22 protein-coding genes are annotated in these 22807 nt (G+C 54.4%); 13 read left to right on the top strand and 9 right to left on the bottom strand.

Annotated features, from left to right (window positions below):
• The first annotated feature begins 322 nt into the window (after positions 1-322).
• From Electrica_RS29475 to Electrica_RS25120, 11 genes are all read left to right on the top strand, one after another.
• Positions 323-403, top strand: coding sequence for a hypothetical protein (locus Electrica_RS29475; protein WP_439912448.1), 81 nt, complete (start codon positions 323-325; stop codon positions 401-403).
• Between the two features lie 218 nt (positions 404-621).
• Complete coding sequence (gene rpmH, locus Electrica_RS25165; RefSeq protein ID WP_004871828.1) at positions 622-762, top strand: 50S ribosomal protein L34; 141 nt, start codon at positions 622-624, stop codon at positions 760-762.
• 15 nt (positions 763-777) lie between these two features.
• Complete coding sequence (gene rnpA, locus Electrica_RS25160) at positions 778-1137, top strand: ribonuclease P protein component (RefSeq protein ID WP_049264554.1); 360 nt, start codon at positions 778-780, stop codon at positions 1135-1137.
• Positions 1101-1358 (top strand): membrane protein insertion efficiency factor YidD, encoded by a 258-nt coding sequence (gene yidD / locus Electrica_RS25155; RefSeq protein ID WP_100684591.1) that lies wholly within the window; start codon positions 1101-1103, stop codon positions 1356-1358. Before rnpA ends, yidD begins: the two co-directional genes overlap by 37 nt.
• Before the next feature lie 2 nt (positions 1359-1360).
• The gene (yidC, locus tag Electrica_RS25150) at positions 1361-3007 is read left to right on the top strand and encodes a membrane protein insertase YidC (protein ID WP_100684590.1); all 1647 of its coding nucleotides are present in this window, start codon (positions 1361-1363) and stop codon (positions 3005-3007) included.
• An 83-nt stretch (positions 3008-3090) separates the two neighbouring features.
• The gene (mnmE, locus tag Electrica_RS25145; RefSeq protein WP_131050148.1) at positions 3091-4455 is read left to right on the top strand and encodes a tRNA uridine-5-carboxymethylaminomethyl(34) synthesis GTPase MnmE; all 1365 of its coding nucleotides are present in this window, start codon (positions 3091-3093) and stop codon (positions 4453-4455) included.
• Positions 4456-4635: 180 nt separating this feature from the next.
• Positions 4636-5040, top strand: a complete 405-nt coding sequence (locus tag Electrica_RS25140) for a GNAT family N-acetyltransferase (protein WP_142255822.1) — start codon at positions 4636-4638, stop codon at positions 5038-5040.
• Between the two features lie 118 nt (positions 5041-5158).
• The gene (locus Electrica_RS25135; RefSeq protein ID WP_142255821.1) at positions 5159-6343 is read left to right on the top strand and encodes an MFS transporter; all 1185 of its coding nucleotides are present in this window, start codon (positions 5159-5161) and stop codon (positions 6341-6343) included.
• Positions 6312-7271 carry an HTH-type transcriptional regulator YidZ gene (gene yidZ / locus Electrica_RS25130; RefSeq protein ID WP_131050145.1) on the top strand — a complete coding sequence of 320 codons (960 nt, stop codon included), beginning with the start codon at positions 6312-6314 and terminating at the stop codon, positions 7269-7271. Before Electrica_RS25135 ends, yidZ begins: the two co-directional genes overlap by 32 nt.
• Before the next feature lie 310 nt (positions 7272-7581).
• Positions 7582-8166 (top strand): 4'-phosphopantetheinyl transferase family protein, encoded by a 585-nt coding sequence (locus Electrica_RS25125; RefSeq protein ID WP_320416075.1) that lies wholly within the window; start codon positions 7582-7584, stop codon positions 8164-8166.
• Positions 8167-8203: 37 nt separating this feature from the next.
• Positions 8204-8770, top strand: coding sequence for an NADPH-dependent FMN reductase (locus Electrica_RS25120; RefSeq protein WP_131050143.1), 567 nt, complete (start codon positions 8204-8206; stop codon positions 8768-8770).
• 51 nt (positions 8771-8821) lie between these two features.
• On the opposite strand, the gene Electrica_RS25115 is transcribed toward Electrica_RS25120, so the two are convergent.
• Positions 8822-10159 (bottom strand): NCS2 family permease, encoded by a 1338-nt coding sequence (locus tag Electrica_RS25115; protein WP_100684584.1) that lies wholly within the window; start codon positions 10157-10159, stop codon positions 8822-8824.
• A gap of 168 nt (positions 10160-10327) precedes the next feature.
• Here Electrica_RS25115 and yieH point away from each other — a divergent pair, with 168 nt between their 5' ends.
• Positions 10328-10993: a 6-phosphogluconate phosphatase gene (gene yieH / locus Electrica_RS25105; RefSeq protein ID WP_100684583.1), complete on the top strand. Its 666-nt coding sequence runs from the start codon at positions 10328-10330 to the stop codon at positions 10991-10993.
• A gap of 76 nt (positions 10994-11069) precedes the next feature.
• Here yieH and phoU read toward each other — a convergent pair whose 3' ends face one another.
• The 7 genes from phoU to glmU form a co-directional block, all read right to left on the bottom strand.
• Complete coding sequence (phoU, locus tag Electrica_RS25100; RefSeq protein ID WP_131050141.1) at positions 11070-11795, bottom strand: phosphate signaling complex protein PhoU; 726 nt, start codon at positions 11793-11795, stop codon at positions 11070-11072.
• A 51-nt stretch (positions 11796-11846) separates the two neighbouring features.
• Complete coding sequence (gene pstB / locus Electrica_RS25095) at positions 11847-12620, bottom strand: phosphate ABC transporter ATP-binding protein PstB (RefSeq protein ID WP_004869200.1); 774 nt, start codon at positions 12618-12620, stop codon at positions 11847-11849.
• A gap of 45 nt (positions 12621-12665) precedes the next feature.
• Positions 12666-13556: a phosphate ABC transporter permease PstA gene (gene pstA / locus Electrica_RS25090; protein WP_100684582.1), complete on the bottom strand. Its 891-nt coding sequence runs from the start codon at positions 13554-13556 to the stop codon at positions 12666-12668.
• A complete protein-coding gene (gene pstC, locus Electrica_RS25085) occupies positions 13556-14515 on the bottom strand; it encodes a phosphate ABC transporter permease PstC (protein ID WP_100684581.1) in 960 nt (319 codons plus the stop codon). The genes pstA and pstC overlap by 1 nt, the downstream gene beginning before the upstream one ends.
• Before the next feature lie 184 nt (positions 14516-14699).
• Positions 14700-15740, bottom strand: coding sequence for a phosphate ABC transporter substrate-binding protein PstS (gene pstS, locus Electrica_RS25080; protein WP_131050140.1), 1041 nt, complete (start codon positions 15738-15740; stop codon positions 14700-14702).
• 328 nt (positions 15741-16068) lie between these two features.
• A complete protein-coding gene (gene glmS / locus Electrica_RS25075) occupies positions 16069-17898 on the bottom strand; it encodes a glutamine--fructose-6-phosphate transaminase (isomerizing) (protein WP_100684579.1) in 1830 nt (609 codons plus the stop codon).
• Between the two features lie 186 nt (positions 17899-18084).
• Positions 18085-19455, bottom strand: a complete 1371-nt coding sequence (gene glmU / locus Electrica_RS25070) for a bifunctional UDP-N-acetylglucosamine diphosphorylase/glucosamine-1-phosphate N-acetyltransferase GlmU (RefSeq protein WP_142255820.1) — start codon at positions 19453-19455, stop codon at positions 18085-18087.
• A gap of 345 nt (positions 19456-19800) precedes the next feature.
• Here glmU and Electrica_RS25065 point away from each other — a divergent pair, with 345 nt between their 5' ends.
• The gene (locus Electrica_RS25065; protein WP_142255819.1) at positions 19801-21972 is read left to right on the top strand and encodes a right-handed parallel beta-helix repeat-containing protein; all 2172 of its coding nucleotides are present in this window, start codon (positions 19801-19803) and stop codon (positions 21970-21972) included.
• A gap of 414 nt (positions 21973-22386) precedes the next feature.
• Here Electrica_RS25065 and Electrica_RS25060 read toward each other — a convergent pair whose 3' ends face one another.
• The gene (locus Electrica_RS25060) at positions 22387-22806 is read right to left on the bottom strand and encodes a F0F1 ATP synthase subunit epsilon (RefSeq protein WP_004869216.1); all 420 of its coding nucleotides are present in this window, start codon (positions 22804-22806) and stop codon (positions 22387-22389) included.
• Position 22807: the final 1 nt, after the last annotated feature.

The following is a 22807-nucleotide window of genomic DNA, read 5'->3' as shown; positions in this document are numbered from 1 at the left end:
GGCGGACTCCACTCGAACATAAAATCGATATAAAGAAAAAAAGAAACAATCGTGATTGTTGGCACACGTCGACAAGACCCGGCATTGGCCGAAAAGCCCCTGCACAAAAGGGGTGACGCGCGAACCGCTATCTGCGGTATTTATCCGATGCGGATCGGTGGATCGCGATCGGGACCGGGGATCATAGCCTAAACTGAGAAAGATATCTTGTATTTCTCAACAGATTCTTCCCTGTTTATCCACAGGAAGGATCGAAGACGGGTAAGTGTAATCGATCCGCAGAGCAGTGAGGCACGATTTCGCCCACATATTGGAAAATTTAATGAGATCGGTTGGTTTAGGGCCTAAACGATCTAACAAAGATCCTTTGCGATCCTTGCGCTTTACCCGTCAGGCCGTATAATCCCCCACCCGGCGCGTAATGCCCGTTTTCCGTCGCCTGTCGCAGGTCATTTTTTGTGCGACAAGATGCGAGAAATAAGGAAAGAGAATTGACTCCGGAGTGTACAATTATTACAATCCGGCCTCTTTAATCACCATCGCTGCCGCGTAAGTCGTTCGAAGTTTGTTCGGGTCTACGCAAAAGTCAGTGAAATTATTCAAGTTTAGGTAGAAACCGCCATGAAACGCACTTTTCAACCGTCTGTACTGAAGCGCAACCGTTCTCACGGCTTCCGTGCACGTATGGCTACTAAAAATGGTCGTCAGGTTCTGGCACGTCGTCGTGCTAAAAGCCGTGCTCGTCTGACCGTTTCCAAGTAATAAAGCTAACCCTGCGTGGTTAAGCTCGCATTTCCCAGGGAGTTACGTTTGTTAACTCCCAGTCATTTCACTTTCGTCTTCCAGCAGCCACAACGGGCTGGCACGCCGCAAATCACCATCCTCGGCCGCCTGAATTCGCTGGGGCATCCCCGCATCGGTCTTACCGTCGCCAAGAAAAACGTCAAACGCGCACATGAACGCAATCGGATTAAACGTCTGACGCGTGAAAGTTTTCGTTTGCGTCAACATGAACTCCCGCCAATGGATTTCGTGGTGGTGGCAAAGAAAGGGGTTGCAGACCTCGATAACCGTGCTCTCTCGGAAGCGTTGGAAAAATTATGGCGCCGCCATTGTCGCCTGGCTCCCGGCTCCTGATAGGCCTTATTCGGGTCTATCAGCGCCTGATTAGTCCGCTACTCGGGCCGCATTGTCGTTTCACGCCAACCTGTTCAAGCTACGGAATTGAGGCATTGCGCAGATTTGGAGTGATAAAAGGCAGTTGGTTGACAATGAAACGCGTATTAAAATGCCACCCTTTACACCCTGGTGGTGACGATCCCGTCCCGCCTGGACCATTTGATACCAGAGAACACTAACGATGGATTCGCAACGCAATCTTCTTATCATCGCTTTGTTGTTCGTGTCTTTCATGATCTGGCAAGCCTGGGAGCAGGATAACAATCCTCAGGCTCAGCAACAGACCACGCAGACTACGACCACAGCAGCGGGTAGCGCCGCCGACCAGGGCGTACCGGCCAGTGGCCAGGGGAAACTGATTACGGTAAAAACCGATGTGCTTGAGCTGACCATCAACACCCGCGGTGGTGATGTGGAGCAAGCGCTGCTTCCGGCGTACCCGAAAGCACTGAAGTCGACTGAACCGTTCCAGTTACTGGAAACCACGCCACAGTTTATCTATCAGGCTCAAAGCGGCTTAACCGGTCGTGATGGCCCGGATAACCCGGCTAATGGAGCCCGCCCGCTGTATAACGTCGATAAAGATGCGTTTGTGTTGGCGGAAGGCCAGGACGAAATCGTCATTCCGCTGACGTATACCGATAAAGCTGGCAACGTCTTCACCAAAACCTTCACGCTGAAACGCGGTGATTATGCGGTGAACGTGGGTTATAGCGTGCACAACGCTGGCGAAAAACCGCTGGAGATTTCTACCTTCGGTCAGCTGAAACAGACGGCCAACCTGCCAACCGCCCGCGATACGCAAACCGGTGGTCTGTCTACGATGCACACCTTCCGTGGTGCCGCGTATTCAACGTCTGAGTCGAAATACGAAAAATATAAATTCGATACCATCATCGATAACGAAAACCTGAACGTCAGCACCAAAGACGGTTGGGTAGCGATGCTGCAACAGTATTTCACCACCGCATGGGTGCCGAGTAACAACGGCATCAACAGCTTCTACACCGCCAACCTCGGCAACGGCGTTGTCGCCATCGGCTACAAATCGCAGCCGGTGCTGGTACAGCCGGGTCAAACCGACAAGCTGGAAAGCGTGCTGTGGGTCGGCCCGGCCATTCAGGACAAAATGGCTGCCGTCGCGCCGCACCTCGATCTGACCGTCGACTACGGCTGGCTGTGGTTCATCTCCCAACCGCTGTTTAAGCTGCTGAAATTCATCCACAGCTTCCTCGGTAACTGGGGCTTCTCGATTATCGTCATCACCTTCATCGTTCGTGGCATCATGTACCCGCTGACCAAAGCGCAGTACACCTCGATGGCGAAGATGCGCATGCTGCAGCCGAAGATTCAGGCAATGCGTGAGCGTCTGGGCGATGACAAACAGCGTCAAAGCCAGGAAATGATGGCCCTGTATAAAGCAGAAAAGGTCAACCCGCTGGGTGGCTGCTTCCCGCTGATTATTCAGATGCCGATCTTCCTTGCGCTGTATTACATGCTGAGCGCCTCGGTTGAACTGCGTCATGCGCCGTTTATCCTGTGGATCCACGACCTGTCAGCGCAAGACCCGTACTACATCCTGCCGATCATCATGGGCGCGACGATGTTCTTCATTCAGAAGATGTCGCCAACGACCGTGACCGACCCGATGCAGCAGAAGATCATGACCTTCATGCCGGTCATCTTTACGGTGTTCTTCCTGTGGTTCCCGTCAGGTCTGGTGGTTTACTATATCGTCAGCAACCTGGTGACCATTATTCAGCAGCAGCTGATTTACCGTGGTCTCGAGAAGCGTGGTCTGCATAGCCGCGAGAAGAAAAAGAGCTGATACTCTGCTTAAGCCGCAGTAGCATCAATGCCAGAGAAGGCGGTCAATAGACCGCCTTTTTTACATTTACATAGAGAGTCATCATGAGCCATAACGACACTATCGTCGCCCAGGCAACCCCACCGGGACGCGGTGGTGTGGGCATCCTGCGCATCTCCGGCCTCAAAGCACGCGACGTCGCGCAAGCGGTTCTCGGCAAGCTGCCAAAACCGCGCTACGCCGATTATCTGCCCTTTAAAGATACCGACGGCACGCCGCTGGATCAGGGTATTGCGCTATGGTTCCCCGGCCCAAACTCCTTTACCGGTGAAGATGTCCTGGAACTGCAGGGCCACGGCGGCCCGGTGATTCTGGATCTGCTACTGAAACGAATCCTGACGCTGCCAGGCGTGCGTATCGCCAGGCCTGGGGAGTTCTCTGAACGCGCGTTTCTTAACGATAAGCTCGATCTCGCCCAGGCAGAAGCGATTGCTGACCTGATTGACGCCAGTTCCGAGCAGGCGGCACGCTCGGCGCTAAATTCGCTGCAGGGCGCCTTCTCTGCCCGGGTGAATCATCTGGTGGAAGCGCTGACCCATCTGCGTATCTATGTCGAAGCCGCTATCGACTTCCCGGATGAGGAAATCGATTTTCTCTCCGACGGTAAAATCGAGGCCCAGCTCAACGGCGTGATCGCCGATCTTGATGCCGTACGCGCCGAGGCCCGCCAGGGCAGCCTGCTGCGCGAAGGCATGAAGGTGGTTATCGCCGGTCGCCCGAACGCCGGGAAATCGAGCCTGCTGAACGCGCTGGCCGGGCGCGAAGCCGCGATCGTAACCGATATTGCCGGCACCACCCGCGATGTGCTGCGCGAGCATATCCATATCGACGGCATGCCGCTGCATATTATCGATACCGCAGGACTCCGCGATGCCAATGATGAGGTAGAGCGCATCGGCATCGAACGCGCCTGGCAGGAGATAGAACAAGCCGATCGGGTCCTGTTCATGGTCGACGGCACCACCACCAGCGCCGTCGACCCGGCGGAAATCTGGCCAGACTTTATCGAGCGTTTACCGGCGAAACTGCCGATTACCGTGGTCCGAAACAAAGCTGACGTCACCGGCGAAACGTTGGGTATCAGTGAAGTGAATGGCCACTCACTGATTCGACTGTCGGCGCGTACCGGTGAGGGCGTAGAGGTCCTGCGCAACCACCTCAAGCAGAGCATGGGCTTCGATACCAACATGGAAGGCGGTTTCCTCGCCCGCCGTCGCCACCTGCAGGCGCTGTCAGAAGCCGCTGGTCATCTGCAGCAGGGCAAAGCGCAGCTGCTTGGCGCCTGGGCTGGCGAACTGCTGGCCGAAGAGCTGCGGCTGGCGCAGCAGGCGCTGAGCGAAATCACCGGTGAATTTACCTCTGATGACCTGCTGGGGCGCATTTTCTCCAGCTTCTGTATCGGCAAGTAACGATTCACCGGTACGCAAGAGTGAGCATCAACTAACCTGCATCAACTTAATGTTTATGCAGGTTTTTTTATTGCCCTGCCAGGGGCCTGATCTTTAATCTCGTGTCCCCTACGACTTAAGGTTGCTTCCGGCCACGCGGCATCATTAAATGCGATGAGAACTTCGCTACAGGATACCGCCATGAATTCTGATTACACCGTTATCGAGACCGTCCCGTCGGCAGAGGATTTTTGCCGTTTACGACTGATCGCCGGCATGTCGCCGCGCCCGCTGGAGGGGGTGAAAGCAGGGCTGCCGCGCAGCTGCTATGGCGTGCACATTGTCTGGCAAGGTGTTTCCGTGGGCATGGGGCGCATCGTTGGCGATGGCGCGGTGAATTTCGACATCGTCGATGTGGCGGTCGATCCTGCGCACCAGGGAAAAGGGCTGGGCAGAGCGATCATGGAAAAGATAGTCAGCTGGCTGGACGCTAACGCCTGCCAGGGCGCCTATGTCACGCTGGTCGCCGACGTCCCCGAACTTTATGCGAAGTTTGGTTTTACTTCCGTGCGCCCGGCCAGCGACGGCATGGCCAAAGTCTGGTAATCCCTCGCAGAACGCAGCGAGGGTTTTTCCTTTCAGGAAATCATTGTTGTCCAAATGGCAACTCGTACTGCCGCGCAATAGCCATTACTCTGTACGCCTCTATTCTTGCGGGGGTCCTATGGCACGCTTTCTTATCTGCAGTTTTGCGCTGGTTTTACTCTATCCATCCGGCATCGATATGTATCTGGTGGGTTTGCCGCGTATTGCGCAGGACCTCGGCGCCAGCGAAGCGCAGCTACATATTGCATTCTCGGTTTACCTGGCGGGCATGGCCGCCGCAATGCTGTTTGCCGGCAGAGCAGCCGATAAATCCGGGCGTAAACCGGTCGCCATATTCGGTTCGACGACGTTTATTCTGGCCTCGCTGCTCTGTGCGCAGGCGCAGAGCAGCGATCTCTTCCTGGCGGGGCGTTTTATCCTGGGCATCGGGGCCGGGAGCTGCTATGTCGTCGCTTTCGCCGTGCTGCGCGATACGCTCGACGATCGCCGTCGCGCCAGGGTGCTGTCGCTGTTAAATGGCATCACCTGCATTATCCCGGTCCTGGCACCCGTTCTGGGTCACCTGATTATGCTGAAATACCCGTGGCAGAGCCTGTTCTACACCATGACCGGCATGGGGGTGATGGTCGGCCTGCTCTCGGTCTTTATGCTGCGGGAAACGCGGCCGACGGCCCCTGCGCATACTCTCGCCGGGCAGAACCCTGCCATGGAGTCACTGCTGAACCGCTTTTTCCTCAGCCGTATCGTCATTACGACCCTCAGCGTAACGGCTATCCTCACCTACGTTAACGTCTCCCCGGTATTGATGATGGAAGAGATGGGGTTCGATCGCGGACACTATTCGATGGCGATGGCCTTAATGGCGTTGGTCAGCATGACGGTGTCGTTCTCAACGCCCTTTGCGCTCACCCTGTTTAAGCCGCGGACGTTGATGCTGACGTCCCAGGTTATGTTTTTTATTGCCGGGACTTTGCTCAGCCTTGCCACCAGCCAGACGGTAACCATGCTCGGTCTGGCGCTGATTTGCGCCGGCTTCTCGGTGGGTTTTGGCGTGGCCATGAGCCAGGCCCTGGGGCCATTTACTCTGCGGGCGGGGGTTGCCAGCTCGGTACTGGGCATTGCCCAGGTTTGCGGCTCGTCGCTGTGGATTTGGCTGGCCGCCATCATCGGGTTAAGTGCGATGAATATGCTGATCGGGATTCTCATTGCCTGTAGCATAGTGAGTCTTGTTCTGATTCTGGCCGCGGCCCCTGTCCGGGTTGCGCAACATAATGAAGAAACCCCTGTCGAGTCTCGATCTTAATTTATTACTCTGTCTGCAGCTTCTGACCCAGGAGCTCAGCGTGACCCGCACGGCGAAACGCATGAACGTTTCGCCGTCGGCGGTGAGTAAATCATTAGCTAAACTGCGCGCCTGGTTTGACGATCCGCTATTCGTCAAAACGCCGCTCGGGCTGTCGCCGACGCCATTGATGACCAGCATGGAGCAGGATCTGGCGGACTGGATGCAGATGGGTAACCAGATCCTCGACAAACCCCACCACATCATGCCAAGCGGCCTGAAATTCGAACTGGCGGCGGAAACGCCGCTGCTGATGATTCTGTTTAATTCGCTGTCGCAGCAAATCTACCAGCGCTATCCCCAGGCGCTGATCCGCTTGCGCAACTGGGACTACGACTCACTGGATGCGATTATTCGCGGTGAGGTCGATATCGGCTTTTGCGGACGTGAAACGCATCCGCGCTCACGGGAGCAGCTCAGCCAGCTGCCGTGGTATATCGATTTTGAAGTCCTGTTTACCGACCTGCCTCAGGTCTGGCTGCGCGCGGATCATCCGGCGCTCGATGAAGAGTGGAATCTGGCGACCTTTCTACGCTATCCCCATATCAATATCAGCTGGGAGCAGAGTGATACCTGGGCGCTGGACGATGTTCTTCACGATCTGGGGCATAAACGCACCGTTGCGTTAACCCTGCCGGGGTTTGAACAATCGCTGTTTATGGCCGCCCAGCCAGATCACACGATGCTGGCCACCGCGCCGCGTTACTGCCATCACTATAACCGACAGCACCATCTACCGCTGGTGTCGCGCCCGCTTCCGCTGGAGCCGCTATTGCTGGAGAAAACGCGGGTGCCCTTTACCCTGCTCTGGCACAAACGCAACAGCGACAACCCGAAGATAGTCTGGCTCAGAGAAACGTTTAAGCGACTCTATGCGGACCCCCTCTGACGCGATTTCTCCAGCCATCTCTGTCTGACTGCGCAAGAAATTGTAAAAATCGCGCAAATCACTTTTCAAGGGGGGATTTCCGCATTAAAACCTATCAATACCAGGTGATAATAGATCCTCACAACTTTTTCTCTGACCATTAATCACGGAGCGACGAATGGCAACGCATTTTGCAAGAGGGATACTCAGCACCAGGGAGCCGCTATCGACACGACTGTCCGCGGCCTGCCATCAATCCGCACAGCGCCTGCCAGAATACCGCCAGGCCCGCTATCGCGCATCACGTTCACTGCTCGCTGAACTGTTATTTATGCTGTATGGCATTAGCGAGCTCCCCGAAATCATCAGCGAAGAGAACGGCAGACCCGTTTTTCGCGATCCCCACCTGCCCCGATTTTCCATTTCCTATGCCGGAAACATTGTCGGCGTAAGCCTGACGACGGAAGGCGATTGCGGACTGGATATGGAACTTCAGCACGCCTCGCGCGGCATCCACCCGCTGCACGACGCCAACCGCGACGTATTCAGCAGCAATGAGAATTTATGGATTAACATCCAGAACGACCCTGACGAAGCCCGCGCCCAGCTGGTAGCGCTGCGCCGGAGCGTGCTGAAGTTGACCTGTGAAGCCCCGGTCCATCTGCAGCTGCTCCCCGGCGCGGGTCGGCTACGGACCACCAACATACTGCCTGTAGAAGCCCTGTGCGATGCAGAAACGCTACTGGTCTGGTCGATCGCCGCTACGCCAGCCATCGGCCGGCTTAAAGTCTGGGAATACAATAGTCAGGAAGGCTGGCGTAGTCTGCCAGATGCACCGGTGCGCGCGAAGGAGTCCTCTGCCCGTCTGATGCGCTTTACCAGCCTGCCCATAGAAAAAGCACTCTCCCTCAACTGACCGGTCCGTCCGGCCACCATGATGCAAAGGAGCAATCATGTCTGATACGTTGAAAGTTGTTACGCTACTCGGAAGTCTGCGCAAGGGGTCTTTTAATGGCATGATCGCACGCACCCTGCCAGGCATTGCGCCGGCGGGCATGGAGATCGCAGCGCTGCCGTCGATTGGCGACATTCCGTTATATGACGCGGATATCCAGCAGGAAGACGGATTTCCGCAAAGCGTGCAGGATATTGCGCAACAGATTCGCGAAGCCGACGGCGTTGTTATCGTTACGCCCGAATATAACTATTCCGTTCCCGGCGGCCTGAAAAACGCGATTGACTGGTTGTCGCGCCTGCCAGAACAACCGCTGTCCGGGAAACCGGTGCTGATTCAAACCAGCTCGATGGGCGCGATTGGCGGCGCGCGCTGCCAATATCACCTGCGTCAAATTCTGGTGTTCCTCGACGCGATGGTGATGAACAAACCTGAGTTTATGGGCGGCGTGATTCAGAACAAGGTCGATCCGCAGTCGGGAGAGGTGGTCGATCAGAGCACGCTCGATCATCTGAGCGGACAGCTGAGCGCCTTTGGCGAGTATATTCAGCGAGTGAAAGCGTAAAAAAAGCCCGGCAGCGCTGTGGACTGCCGGGCTTTTCATGATGCGCGACGCTTAGTGCGCGTCGATAAACACGATTTTCAGCACGAACAGCAGCGAGACGATAATCACGCACGGACTGAGATCGCGCAGGCGACCGGTACCTATCTTCATCACGCAGTAAGAGATAAAGCCTAACGCAATCCCTTCGGTAATCGAGAAGCTGAACGGCATCATCACGGCGGTTACAAAGGCCGGCACCGCTTCCGTCAGATCGTCCCACTTCACGCGCGACAGGCTGGATGTCATCAGCACGCCCACATAGATCAGCGCACCAGCTGCGGCATACGCAGGCACCATGCCCGCCAGCGGCGACAGGAAGATAACCAGCAGGAACAGAATCCCCACCACCACCGCCGTCAGGCCGGTACGTCCGCCCACGGAAACACCGGAGGAAGATTCGATATAGGCGGTCACCGAAGAGGTGCCGATAAAGGAACCTGCCACCGATGAGATGCTGTCGACAAACAGCGCCTGTTTCATGCGCGGGAATTTACCTTTTTCATCGGCCAGACCGGCTTTATCGGTCACGCCGATCAAGGTTCCGGAGGAGTCGAACAGGTTGACCAGCATAAAGGAGAAGATGATCCCCGCCAGACCGAGATTCAATGAGCCAGCCAGATCAACATGGCCAATCACCGACGTAATGCTCGGCGGAGCGGAAACAATACCGGTGTAGTGAACATCGCCCAGCATCCAGCCCAGCAGCGTCGTGACGATGATGGAGACCAGCACCGCAGCATGAATATTACGCGAGGCGAGAATAGCGATAATAAAGAAGCCGAGAATCCCCAGCAGCACGCTATGGGAGGTCAGGTTGCCGATGCTCACCAGCGTGTCTTTGTTTGCGACGATCACGCCGGCATTTTTCAGCCCCATCATGCCGATAAACAGCCCGATGCCGCTGGTGATCCCCACGCGCAGGCTGACGGGAATATTGGCGATCATCCAGTAACGTACGCGGAAAATCGTCAGCAGCAGCAGACCGACGGCGCCCCAGAAGATAGCGCCCATTCCCACCTGCCACGGCAGCCCCATCGCCTGGACGACGACAAAGGCGAAGAAGGCGTTCAGCCCCATTGCCGGTGCCAGCGCAACCGGCAGGTTAGCAAACAGCCCCATCAGAATACTACCGAAGGCGGCGATCAGGCAGGTCGTCACAAAGACAGCGCTGGTATCCATACCCGCTACGCCAAGAATTTGTGGGTTAACGAAAACAATGTAGACCATTGTCAAAAAGGTGGTGAAACCTGCTATCGCTTCGGTACGTGCCGTCGTGCCGTGCTCACGTAGTTTGAATACGCGCTCCAGCAGACCCTGGCCAGAAGACTGGCTGGTTTGTTGTTGACTCATTATCGGTTTCCGAACAAAAGGAGGGAAAATTCGTCGCTATCCTATACCAAAATGCGACACCGGGGGCAGTTGTATGGTAATTTTTTTCATTGTATTTGCCTGTACGGCAACGATTGCGTCTTGTGAACAGGCAGGACGAAAACGTTAACTTGTTAAAATGGAAACGGCATGTCCCAAATAGAAGCCCTGTTTTTCGACTGCGACGGCACGCTGGTCGACAGCGAAGTGATCTGTTCGCGCGCCTATGTTCACATGTTCAAAGCATTCGGCATTACGCTGGATTTAGACGAGATCTTTAAGCGTTTCAAAGGCGTAAAGCTCTACGAGATCATCGATACCATCAACGAAGAGTACGGCGTCAATCTACAAAAACCAGAGCTCGAACCGCTCTACCGTGCCGAAGTCGCGCGCCTGTTCGATTCTGAACTGGAAGCGATTGCCGGAGCGGAAACGCTGCTGGATGCGGTCAGCGTGCCGATGTGCGTGGTCTCTAACGGCCCGGTCAGTAAAATGCAGCACTCGCTGGGAAGAACCGGCATGTTGCGCCATTTTCCCGACCGACTGTACAGCGGTTACGATATTCAGCGCTGGAAACCCGATCCGGCACTGATGTTCCATGCGGCAAAAGCTATGAACGTTAACGTCGAGAACTGCATTCTGGTGGATGATTCCAGCGCAGGCGCTCAGTCCGGGATTGAGGCGGGAATGGAAGTGTTTTACTTCTGCGCCGATCCGCACAACAAACCGATCGATCATCCCAAAGTGACGACCTTTACCGATTTAGCACAGCTGCCCGCATTGTGGAAAGCGCGTGGCTGGAACATTACGCGATAATTGCCGGAGCCCTGGAGGCAGCTTACCGCGCCTCCGTACCCCCGGTAAGCGTAGCGCAACCGGGGAGCCGTGGTGATTACTCTTTCGGGTCTTTACCCGCCAGCAGCTTATCCAGCTCGTCGCCGCCAACGTGACGGAAATCCTGGCCCTTCACGAAGTAGAAAATATATTCGCAAATATTCTGGCAACGATCGCCGATACGCTCAATAGAACGGGCGCAGAACAGCGCGGTCAGCACGCTTGGAATCGTACGTGAATCTTCCATCATATAGGTCATCAGCTGACGCACGATGCCCTCATATTCCTGATCCACCTTTTTATCTTCGCGATAGATACGCACGGCCTCGTCAAGATCCATGCGAGCGAAGGCATCCAGCACGTCATGCAGCATCTGCACGGTATGACGCCCCAGTGATTCCAGGCTGACCAGCAGCGGCTGGTGCTGCTGGGAGAACTTCTCCAGCGCGGTGCGGCAAATTTTATCCGCCACATCACCAATACGTTCCAGCTCGGCGATAGTCTTGATAATCGCCATGACTAAACGCAGGTCGCTGGCGGTTGGCTGACGCTTGGCGATGATGCGCACGCAGGCTTCATCAATAGCCACTTCCATCATGTTGACCTGCTTATCGCCATCAATCACGCGTTTTGCCAGAACGCTGTCCTGATTATGCATCGCCGTGATCGCATCAGACAGCTGCTGTTCCACCAGCCCACCCATGGTCAATACCTGGGTGCGGATATACTCCAGCTCTGCATTGAACTGGCCGGAAATGTGTTTGTTAAGATTTAGGTTGTCCATGGTGTCTCCTGAATGCCCAACGGGTTAGTTCCTGTGAAAGCAGAAGGGCAATCAACCGTAGCGGCCAGTAATATAATCTTCAGTTTGTTTCTTCGCGGGCTTAGTAAACAGATCGTCCGTGTTACTGAACTCAATCAGCTCGCCAAGATACATAAATGCCGTATGGTCTGAACAACGCGCAGCCTGCTGCATGTTGTGGGTAACGATAACGACGGTGTAATCCTGTTTCAGTTCGGTGATCAACTCTTCAATGCGTCCGGTGGAGATCGGGTCCAGCGCTGAACACGGCTCATCGAGTAACAGCACTTCCGGGCGAATCGCGATGCCGCGCGCGATGCACAGGCGCTGCTGCTGACCGCCGGAGAGAGAATATCCGCTCTGATGCAGTTTATCTTTGGTTTCGTTCCATAATGCGGCTTTGGTCAAAGCCCACTGCACGCGCTCGTCCATATCGGCACGCGACAGCTTTTCAAACAGACGAACGCCAAAGGCGATATTGTCATAAATCGACATCGGGAATGGCGTCGGCTTCTGGAATACCATGCCGACTTTGGCACGCAGCAGAGCGATATCCTGAGTATTGGTCAGGATGTTATCGCCATCCAGCAGGATTTCGCCTTCCGCGCGCTGCTCCGGGTAGAGCTCGAACATTTTGTTGAACGTGCGCAGCAGGGTCGATTTACCGCAGCCTGACGGGCCGATAAACGCCGTAACCTGGTTTTTGGTGATATCCAGGTTGATGTTTTTCAGGGCATGGAATTTTCCGTAGTAGAAGTTCAGATTACGAACTGAAAGTTTACCCGGGGTCGCATTCGCCATACTCATCAATCTCTTCCTCATTCGGCGCCGCATTTCGCCGCGCCGCAAAAATTAACCGTGTTTATTCTTCGCGAAAACCACGCGCGCCAGAATGTTCAGCAGCAATACGCACAGGGTGATAATCAGTACCCCGGCCCATGCCAGTTGCTGCCACTCCGCGAACGGACTCATGGCAAATTTGAAAATGGTCACCGGCAGATTGGCAATCGGCTGCATCATATCGGTGCTCCAGAACTGGTTGGAGAGCGCGGTGAACAGCAGCGGCGCCGTTTCCCCGGCAATACGTGCGATAGCCAACAGGATCCCCGTCATGATGCCGGAAACCGAGGCCTTCAGGGTGATCGCAGAAATCATTCTCCACTTCGGCGTGCCCAGCGCATAGGCCGCTTCACGCAGGCTGTCCGGCACCAGTTTCAGCATATTTTCGGTGGTACGAATCACGATAGGCACCTGCAGCAGCGCCAGGGCGATAACCCCAGCCCAGCCGGAAAAGTGCTGCATCTGCGCCACCACGATGGTGTAGACGAACAGGCCGACCACGATGGATGGCGCGGAAAGCAGGATATCGTTAATAAACCGAATCACTTCCGCCAGCACAGACTTACGCCCGTATTCCGCCAGATAAATGCCCGCCATAATACCCAGCGGCGTACCGAAAATCGTCGACCACAGGATCAACAGGCCGCTACCGGCGAGGGCATTCGCCAGACCACCGCCCGCGGTGTTCGGCGGCGGGGTCATTTCAGTGAACAACGCCAGCGACATTCCATCGAAGCCGCGCGTAATGGTGGCCATCAGGATCCACACCAGCCAGAACAGACCAAACGCCATCGTCGCCATGGAAAGCGTCAGGGCGATACGGTTCTTCAGCCGGCGTTTAGCCTGCATTTTACGGCGGGACTCCGCCAGCTCAGCGGTCGTTTGCAATTCGATCGTTGCCATTAGCGTGCCCCCTCATTCTTAGCGAGGCGCATAATCATCAATTTAGACGCTGCCAGAACAATAAAGGTGATAACGAACAGAATCAGCCCCAGCTCCATCAGTGCCGCCACGTGCAGGCCGGTTTCCGCTTCGGCAAACTCATTCGCCAGCGCGGAAGTAATACTGTTCCCCGGCATATACAGCGAAGCGCTATCCAGCTGGTAGGTGTTGCCGATAATAAAGGTTACCGCCATCGTTTCACCCAGCGCGCGCCCCAGACCGAGCATCACGCCGCCGATAACCCCGTTCCTGGTAAACGGCAGAACGATACGCCAGATGACCTCCCAGGTCGTACAGCCGATACCGTAGGCCGACTCTTTCATCATCACCGGCGTTTGTTCAAAGACATCGCGCATAACGGCGGCGATGTACGGAATAATCATGATGGCCAGAATGACGCCCGCCGCCAGAATCCCGATGCCAAATGCCGGACCGGCAAACAGCGCGCCCACAAACGGAATCGTCGACAAGATGTTGCCCACCGGTTCCTGGAAGTAGGTGGCAAAAAGCGGAGCAAAGATAAACAGGCCCCACATGCCGTAAACGATACTAGGGATAGCCGCCAGCAGTTCAATGGCGATGCCAAGAGGGCGTTTCAGCCAGGCAGGGGAGAGTTCCGTCAGGAACAGCGCGATACCAAAACTCACCGGAACGGCGATCAGTAGCGCAATAAATGAAGTGACCAGCGTCCCGTAGATAGGCACCAGCGCACCGAAAATCTCGTTGGGCGCATCCCACTCTTTGGTCCACAAAAAGGAAAAACCAAACTTCTGAATGCTTGGCCATGAAGAGATAATGAGGGAAACGATGATGCCGCCCAGCATCAATAGCACAATCAGCGCCGCCAGTTTAACCAGCACGCCGAAAATTATGTCACCCTTTTTCCCCGGAGGGTTAAATGCCGGCTTGGTTGCAGCCATAAGTTACTCTTTCTGTTTGGGCCTGGAAGCGCGCATTTTATCGAGCCTCCAGGCTAACGTAATGCTATACCCTAAATAATTCGAGTTGCAGCAAGCTTGTGAATCCCCAGGAGCATAGATTCACTATGTCACTGGGGTAAGCAAGTGCAGCCAAGGCAGCTGCGGCTCAAAGTATGACGGGTATTTAGTACAGTGCTTTACCGCTGCTGTCTTTCACGTTGGTTTTCCATGCAGCGCGAACCTGCTGAACCACGCTTTCCGGCAGCGTTGCGTAATCCAGAGCGTTAGCTTCTTTACCGCCGTGTTTGTACGCCCAGTCGAAGAACTTCAGCACTTCAGCAGTCTGTTCTGGTTTGGTCGCAGCTTTGTGCACCAGGATAAAGGTGGTTGAGGTGATCGGCCATGCTTTCTCACCTTTCTGGTTAGTCAGATCCTGTGCGAAGGATTTGCTCCAGTCGATACCTTTAGCCGCGTTAGCGAAGTTATCTTCAGTCGGGCTGACCGGCTTGCCATCTGCGGAAAGCAGTTTGGTGTAGGCCAGGTTGTTCTGCTTAGCATAAGCGTATTCTACGTAGCCAATGGAGCCCGGCAGACGTTGAACGAAAGCGGCGATACCGTCGTTACCTTTACCGCCCAGACCGGTCGGCCAGTTTACGGTAGAACCCGCACCAACCTTAGATTTCCACTCTTCGTTCACTTTCGCCAGGTAGCTGGTGAACACGAAGGAAGTACCGGAACCATCGGCGCGACGAACCACGGCGATATTCTGAGACGGCAGCTTCATGCCCGGGTTGAGTTTAGCGATCGCTTCGTCATCCCATTTTTTAATTTTGCCGAGGTAGATATCCCCCAGGGTTTTACCGTCCAGAACCAGCTCACCCGACTTCACGCCAGGCAGGTTGATTGCCAGAACCACGCCGCCAATCACGGTCGGGAACTGGAACAGGCCTTCCTGAGCCAGTTTGTCATCGGCCAGAGGAGCATCAGAAGCACCGAAATCAACGGTGTTAGCAATAATTTGTTTTACACCACCGGAAGAGCCAATGCCCTGGTAGTTCACTTTATTGCCGGTTTCTTTCTGATAGGTATCAGCCCATTTGGCATACACCGGTGCAGGGAAAGTTGCGCCCGCGCCAGTCAGGCTTGCAGCTGCAAATGCAGAGAAAGCGCTCATCGATAAGGTCGCGGCGACAACTGTTGCGACGGTGGTACGCATAACGTTCATAATGTCTCCTGCTGGATTCGTAAATCGTTGTTTCGAGGCTATGGTGAGCAAAATAGGACAAAGAGGTGACAGTAAAATGTACGAATTATTACAGTTTTATGACACCCAAAAAGACAGCGGAGTGATGAAAATAAAAACAATATTAATCATAGCGTTACTTATTTAAGTGACCGCAGGATTGCAGAAAAATTTTCTTTTTATGACACTAAAAATCGTAGCCGAAGATGACGGTTTGTCATCAACCCTTTTCCGCCAGAGCGGTACAAAAGCGATCGCCAGAAGCCAAAAAGGGCCGCCGGATGGCAGCCCTTATACGATAGGTATTGGCTTATTCTACGGTGACTGATTTTGCCAGATTACGCGGCTGGTCAACGTCAGTGCCTTTAATCAGCGCAACGTGATAGGCCAGCAGCTGTAGCGGCACGGTGTAGAAGATCGGCGCAATCACCTCTTCAACATGCGGCATTTCAATAATGTGCATATTGTCGCTGCTGTTGAAACCCGCCTCGCCATCGGCAAAGACATACAGCTGGCCGCCGCGCGCGCGAACTTCTTCAATGTTGGATTTCAGCTTCTCCAGCAATTCGTTATTCGGTGCCACGACGATCACCGGCATTTCGGCGTCAATCAGGGCCAGAGGGCCGTGCTTCAGCTCACCGGCCGCGTAGGCTTCCGCGTGGATATAAGAGATCTCTTTCAGCTTCAGCGCCCCTTCCAGCGCGATCGGATACTGATCGCCACGGCCAAGGAACAGCGCATGGTGCTTATCGGAGAAGTTCTCAGCCAACGCTTCAATACGCTTATCCTGCGACAGCATCTGCTCAATACGGCTCGGCAACGCCTGCAGCCCATGCACGATATCATGCTCAACGGCGGCATCCAGACCTTTAAGACGCGCCAGTTTTGCCACCAGCAGCAGCAATACGGTCAGCTGAGTGGTAAAGGCTTTGGTCGAGGCTACGCCGATCTCAGTGCCCGCTTTGGTCATCAGCGACAAATCGGACTCGCGGACCAGAGAAGAACTCGCCACGTTACAAATAGCCAGCGATCCCAGATAGCCCAGCTCTTTTGACAGACGCAGCGCGGCCAGCGTATCCGCAGTCTCACCGGACTGGGAAAGCGTGATCATCAGGCTGTTGCGACGCACCGCCGATTTGCGATAGCGGAATTCAGAGGCGATTTCAACATCGCACGGTACGCCCGCCAGCGCTTCAAACCAGTAACGAGAAACCATGCCGGAGTTATACGAGGTACCGCAGGCCACGATCTGGATGTGTTCAACCTGAGACAGCATCTCGTTAGCATGCGCGCCCAGCTCGCTGAGATCCACTTCACCATGGTTGATACGCCCGGTGAGGGTGTTTTTGATAGCATTCGGCTGTTCGTAAATCTCTTTTTGCATATAGTGGCGATAAATACCTTTATCGCCCGCATCATATTGCTGGTTGGATTCGATATCCGGACGTTTTACTTCCGCGCCAGACTTATCAAAAATCACCACGGAGCGGCGGGTCACTTCGGCAATATCGCCCTCTTCGAGGAAGATAAAGCGGCGGGTCACCGGCAGCAGCGCCAGCTGATCGGAAGCAATGAAGTTTTCCCCCATTCCCAGACCGATAACCAGCGGGCTACCAGAACGCGCAGCCAGCAGAGTTCCCGGATCGCGGGCATCCATAATCACCGTGCCATAAGCACCGCGCAGCTGTGGAATAGTCCGCAGAACGGCGTCACGCAGCGTGCCGCCTTGCTTCTGCTCCCAGTTTACCAGGTGAGCAATCACCTCGGTGTCGGTCTCAGAGGCAAAGACATAGCCGCGGGACTGCAGGAGTTCACGCAGCGGCTCGTGGTTTTCGATGATACCGTTATGGACCACCACAATGTGTTCAGAAACATGCGGATGCGCGTTACCTTCAGACGGCTCACCGTGCGTTGCCCAGCGGGTATGGGCAATGCCCGTACCACCGTGTAACGGGTGCTCTTCTACCGCCTGAGCCAGCATCTGGACTTTACCGAGACGACGAACGCGGGACATATGCCCGGCGTTATCAACCACTGCCAGACCGGCAGAGTCATATCCACGGTATTCAAGACGACGTAAACCTTCGAGAAGGATTTCAGCAATATCACGCTGCGCGACTGCGCCAACAATTCCACACATAGTTAAATTTCCTGATAATGGCGTTATGCCATGCGTTGTCGCTGACCTGTATTTGCCCGCATTACGGGCGCCCCGAGCCTTGTAGAGAGTGGGGTTATTTTTATGGTCCTGCCTGCGGACGGGGACCTGTATTGATCCTCTCATCCTGGTTCGCCGGGCGGTCTCCCCCCGGCGACAATCCAAAAATTACTTCTTCTTCACCGGACGCTGCCAGCCCTGTTTATGGACCTGCGGCACACGGCTTAAAACCAGTTCGTTGTCGGCAATATCGCGCGTGACCGTCGTACCGGCGGCAATCGTGGCACCTTTACCCACGGTCACCGGCGCCACCAGTTGGGTGTCGGAACCGACAAACACATCGTCGCCGATGATGGTTTTAAATTTATTCGCCCCATCGTAGTTACAGGTAATGGTACCGGCGCCGATATTCACATTGTCGCCGATTTCCGCGTCGCCGAGATACGAGAGATGCCCGGCTTTCGAACCTTTACCCAGCCGCGCTTTTTTCATTTCTACGAAGTTGCCGACATGCGCGCCTTCCAGCAGTTCAGCACCTGGACGCAGGCGCGCGAACGGCCCGATGGTGCAGGCGGCCTGCAAATGAGCATCTTCCACCACCGAATACGGGCTTATCTCACAGTCATCGCCAATGGTGCTGTTTTTGATCACGCAGCCGGCGCCTATCTTCACGCGCTCGCCCAGTACCACGTTTCCTTCGAGGATAACGTTAGTATCAATCTCTACATCGCGCCCATGTTTCAGGGTACCGCGGAGATCGAAACGCGCCGGATCGCGCAGCATCACGCCCGCCAGCAGCAGTTTTTCCGCCTGTTTGGCTTGATAAACGCGCTCCAGACGCGACAGCTGCAGGCGGTTGTTTACCCCTTCAACTTCGCTTAAGCGCTGCGGATGAACGGCAACGATTTCACGCCCTTCCTGATACGCCATGGCGATAATATCAGTGATGTAGTATTCGCCCTGCACATTGTTGTTCGTTAGCTTCGCCAGCCAGCGTTTTAAATCCGCCCCACCCGCGATCAAAATTCCGGTGTTAATTTCCTGAATCTGACGCTGCGCATCGCTGGCATCTTTATGCTCAACGATGCCGGTAACCTGGCCATTTTCACGGGTAATGCGACCATATCCGCTCGGATCGTCCAGTTTCACCGTCAGCAGGCCAATACCGCCCTGCGGCTTCGCCGCACGCAGGCGTTGTAGCGTATCAACGGAAATCAGCGGAACATCGCCGTACAGCATCATGATGTCTTCATCATCACGGAAGAACGGCGCCGCCTGTTGCATGGCATGACCGGTACCGAGCTGTTCAGCTTGTAAGACCCAGTTAAGATTATCTTCATGCAGCGTCTGGCGCAGCAGATCGCCACCGTGCCCGTACACCAGATGTACGGCCGAAGCACCGAGATCTTTAGTTGCATCAATAACATGCTGCACCATTGGCTTCCCGGCCAGGGAGTGCAGCACCTTAGGAAGATCGGAATACATGCGGGTCCCTTTGCCTGCGGCAAGGATAACCACGCTCATCGCACTGTTTGACATACGCATCCTGACAACGATTAGAACGAAAAGTAAAAGCCTTTCACGTTGAAATATCTACATATTTTTCATCATGAAACGAGACGAGGATAAACCGCCCTGGCTCAACGCTATACACCATTTTATGGCGCTATTTTTCACCACTGCAAATCAGTTTATCTCCTGAAAAACCACATACGGGAGATAAATGCCTGCTATCCCACTGCTTTTCCTGTTTTTTTGACACCTGAATAAAGCAAAGCAATAAAATAAAACATGGTTTCAATATTCATTAATTGTGACGCGTCAAATAGAAACGCCATTTCATTATTATGATAATACTGCTCAATAATTACCCAGGAGACAAAAATGAATAAAAAAATACCTTTGGCATTAGCCCTTTGCAGCACAATTATCGCATTACCGCTGCAGGCTGACGAGCAGCATGTCTGGCGAAGCATCGCTTTTGGTCAATCAACTGACGTGAATTTTTCCTCCAACGTGCTGCCGGAAAAGATCGGCGTTAACGACGTAACGATAGCAGGAAAAAAACTGGCTCCGCAGGATACTGCCAACCTCCAGGCCCCCGTCACGCTTGAGAGTCGGGGTGGAAAAATCGCCAACTCCCATGACGGTCTGACCTTCTTTTATACTGAACTTCCGGCCCGGCAGAATTTCATCCTGCAAGCCACGGTGACGGTGGAGCAATTTGGTCCGGAAAATAGCGCCCTTCCGGCAGCACAAGAGGGTGCAGGGCTGTTGGTTCGCGATGTTCTCGGCCAACCGCGGCAGCAACCTTTGGTGGTTGGCTACGAAGAGTTTCCGGCGGCATCCAATATGGTCATGAACGCGATTATGACTCAGGATAAAAAAGATCGCTCGCACGTCAAACTCCAGGCTATCGCCCGGGAAGGGATCACTCGCCCCTGGGGAAACCCAGGCTCGACTATCAACCGGCTGAGCTATAAAGAGAATATCGATCTTAAGCAGACACCGGACTTCCAGCTCAGACTCGAACGTACCAATGAGGGATTTGTGACATCATGGGCCCCGGTCGGCAGTGATAAGTGGGTAAGCCAAACAGTGCCTCATGCCGATCTGATAACCCAACAGGATAAAGACAGCTACTACGTTGGCTTTTTTGCCTCACGTAATGCCAGAATCACCGTCAGCCATGCATCTCTGGTGACATCCCCGGCGAATACCGTTGCTTCACAGCCCTATGTTGCCAAAACCTGGCCGGTCGTGATGCAAATCGCCTCGGGCGCAAAAAGCCAGAGCGCAGATTACGTATTGCAGGCGCGGGCCAGCGCCGATGGCGATTTCACGGTTCGTCAGGACGAGGTGACGCTTGGGATAAATAAAAAGGTCAAGGCTGGCGCGATGTTTACGCAGCCCGCGACGCTCAAAGAGAAAAGTACCTTCGAGATTGTTTTTACTCCCGCCAGTAGCCAAAAACCCATTACGCAAAGCCTGACGGTTGAACGCAGCTCCCGCGTTGAAGGGAATACGCTGCATGTCTCTCCTGAAGGTCAGACTGACGCCAAAGGGACGCTTGATTCTCCGCTCGACCTCTCCACCGCGCTCGATTTGTTGCCTCCGGGCGGAAAGATTATCTTAGCCGCCGGGGATTATCCGCAAACGGTGATTCCGCTGCCGGCCAGCGGGCTCAGAGAAAAGGTAAAAACGCTGCTGGCCGACGACAAGGCGGTTATTCATGGCCTGCTGCTGGATGCGAACTACTGGCATATCAAGGGTATCTCAATAACAGACAACAGCCTGCGCATCCAGGGCAGCCATAACCTGATCGAGAACGTCACCGCCTACAAAAACGAGGATACCGGGATCCAGATCTCCTCCCCGGACAAAACTGGTCGCCCGCTGTGGGCCAGCTACAACCGGGTCGTGAACTCAGAATCCTACGGCAATGAGGATCCCGGTAAGATTAACGCCGATGGCTTCGCCGTAAAAATGCGGGTAGGGGAAGGTAATCGCCTGCAAGGCTGCTACTCACACGACAATATCGATGACGGATTCGACCTGTTTAACAAAATCGAAGACGGTGCCAACGGTGTTGTGGTGATCGAGAATTCAATTGCCCGCAATAACACCAGTAACGGTTTTAAACTCGGTGGGGAAGGGCAGCCGGTTGCCCACGAAATACGTCACAGCATTGCCATCGGCAACCATCTTGACGGGTTCACGGATAATTTCAATCCCGGCAAGCTGGTGGTGGCCAATAACGTCGCGGTAGATAACCTGCGCTTTAACTATCTCTTCCGCCCCAGCCCTTACGGTAAGCCAGAGACTCAAGGGGTCTTCAGCAACAATCTGTCACTGCGCAGCCAGCCGGGAAAATATGATGATGCCGTGGTCGGCAATATAGCAGACAACAACTACTTTATTCGCGAGGGGAAAAGCGTTAACGCTGAGGGGAAAACCATACAGAGCGCCGATTACCAGTCCCTGACGCTGCCGGATCCGCTGCTGCGTCATGCCGATGGCAGTTTTGCCAGCGGAGATTTTCTCAACCGTCGTTAATGAGTGCGCTTTATCCGGCAGAGAAAAACACAAAGGCCGCCCCCGGGCGACCTTTTTCGTTCTGCTTCACACCGCATGTGTTGTCGTTGTCGTTAGCGGTACAGCGCAAATGCAGAGCGGCTGGCGACTTAGTGATTGAAGGTACCGAAAGTGACGTTCATAGCACTGAAGAAAGCGATGATTTTGTTAAGCAGTTTCATGATGACTTCCTGGATAAAGAATGTGTTCTGGTAAATTCGTTTTGTGATACACATCACAAAAACAAGTCTACGCTTCATTTTTTAACCGATCAACAGAAATGAGACGTCAATCACAAAAAATTAAAATACCATTTTAGTTTTGATGAGTTTGAAACGAAAGCATAAAAAAAGCCAGCCTGGAAACCAGACTGGCTTTTTAACTTTCAAGCCGGTGTTACATCGCTTTTTTGGTCAACTCGATAACGCGCAGTTTGGCGATCGCTTTGGCCAGTTCCGCGGACGCCTGAGCGTAATCCACGTCGCCGTGAGAGCTGTTAATGTGCTCTTCCGCTTTACGCTTCGATTCCAGGGCTCGCGCTTCGTCGAGATCCTGGCCACGAATAGCCGTATCAGCCAGAACGGTCACGCTACCAGGCTGCACTTCAAGAATGCCGCCGGACAGATAGATAAACTCTTCATGACCGTGCTGTTTAACGATGCGAATCATACCAGGCTTAATGGCGGTGAGCAGCGGTGCGTGACCTGGGTAAATCCCCAGTTCACCTTCACTACCCGTTACCTGGATTTTCTCGACCAGACCGGAGAACATTTGCTGCTCCGCGCTGACGACATCCAGGTGGTAAGTCATTGCCATA

Origin of the sequence: Klebsiella electrica, assembly GCF_006711645.1 — a bacterium.
GTDB classification, from domain to species: Bacteria; Pseudomonadota; Gammaproteobacteria; order Enterobacterales; family Enterobacteriaceae; genus Klebsiella; species Klebsiella electrica.
Note: the sequence above shows the minus strand (reverse complement) of the source record. Positions and strands in the feature narration are given on the sequence as shown.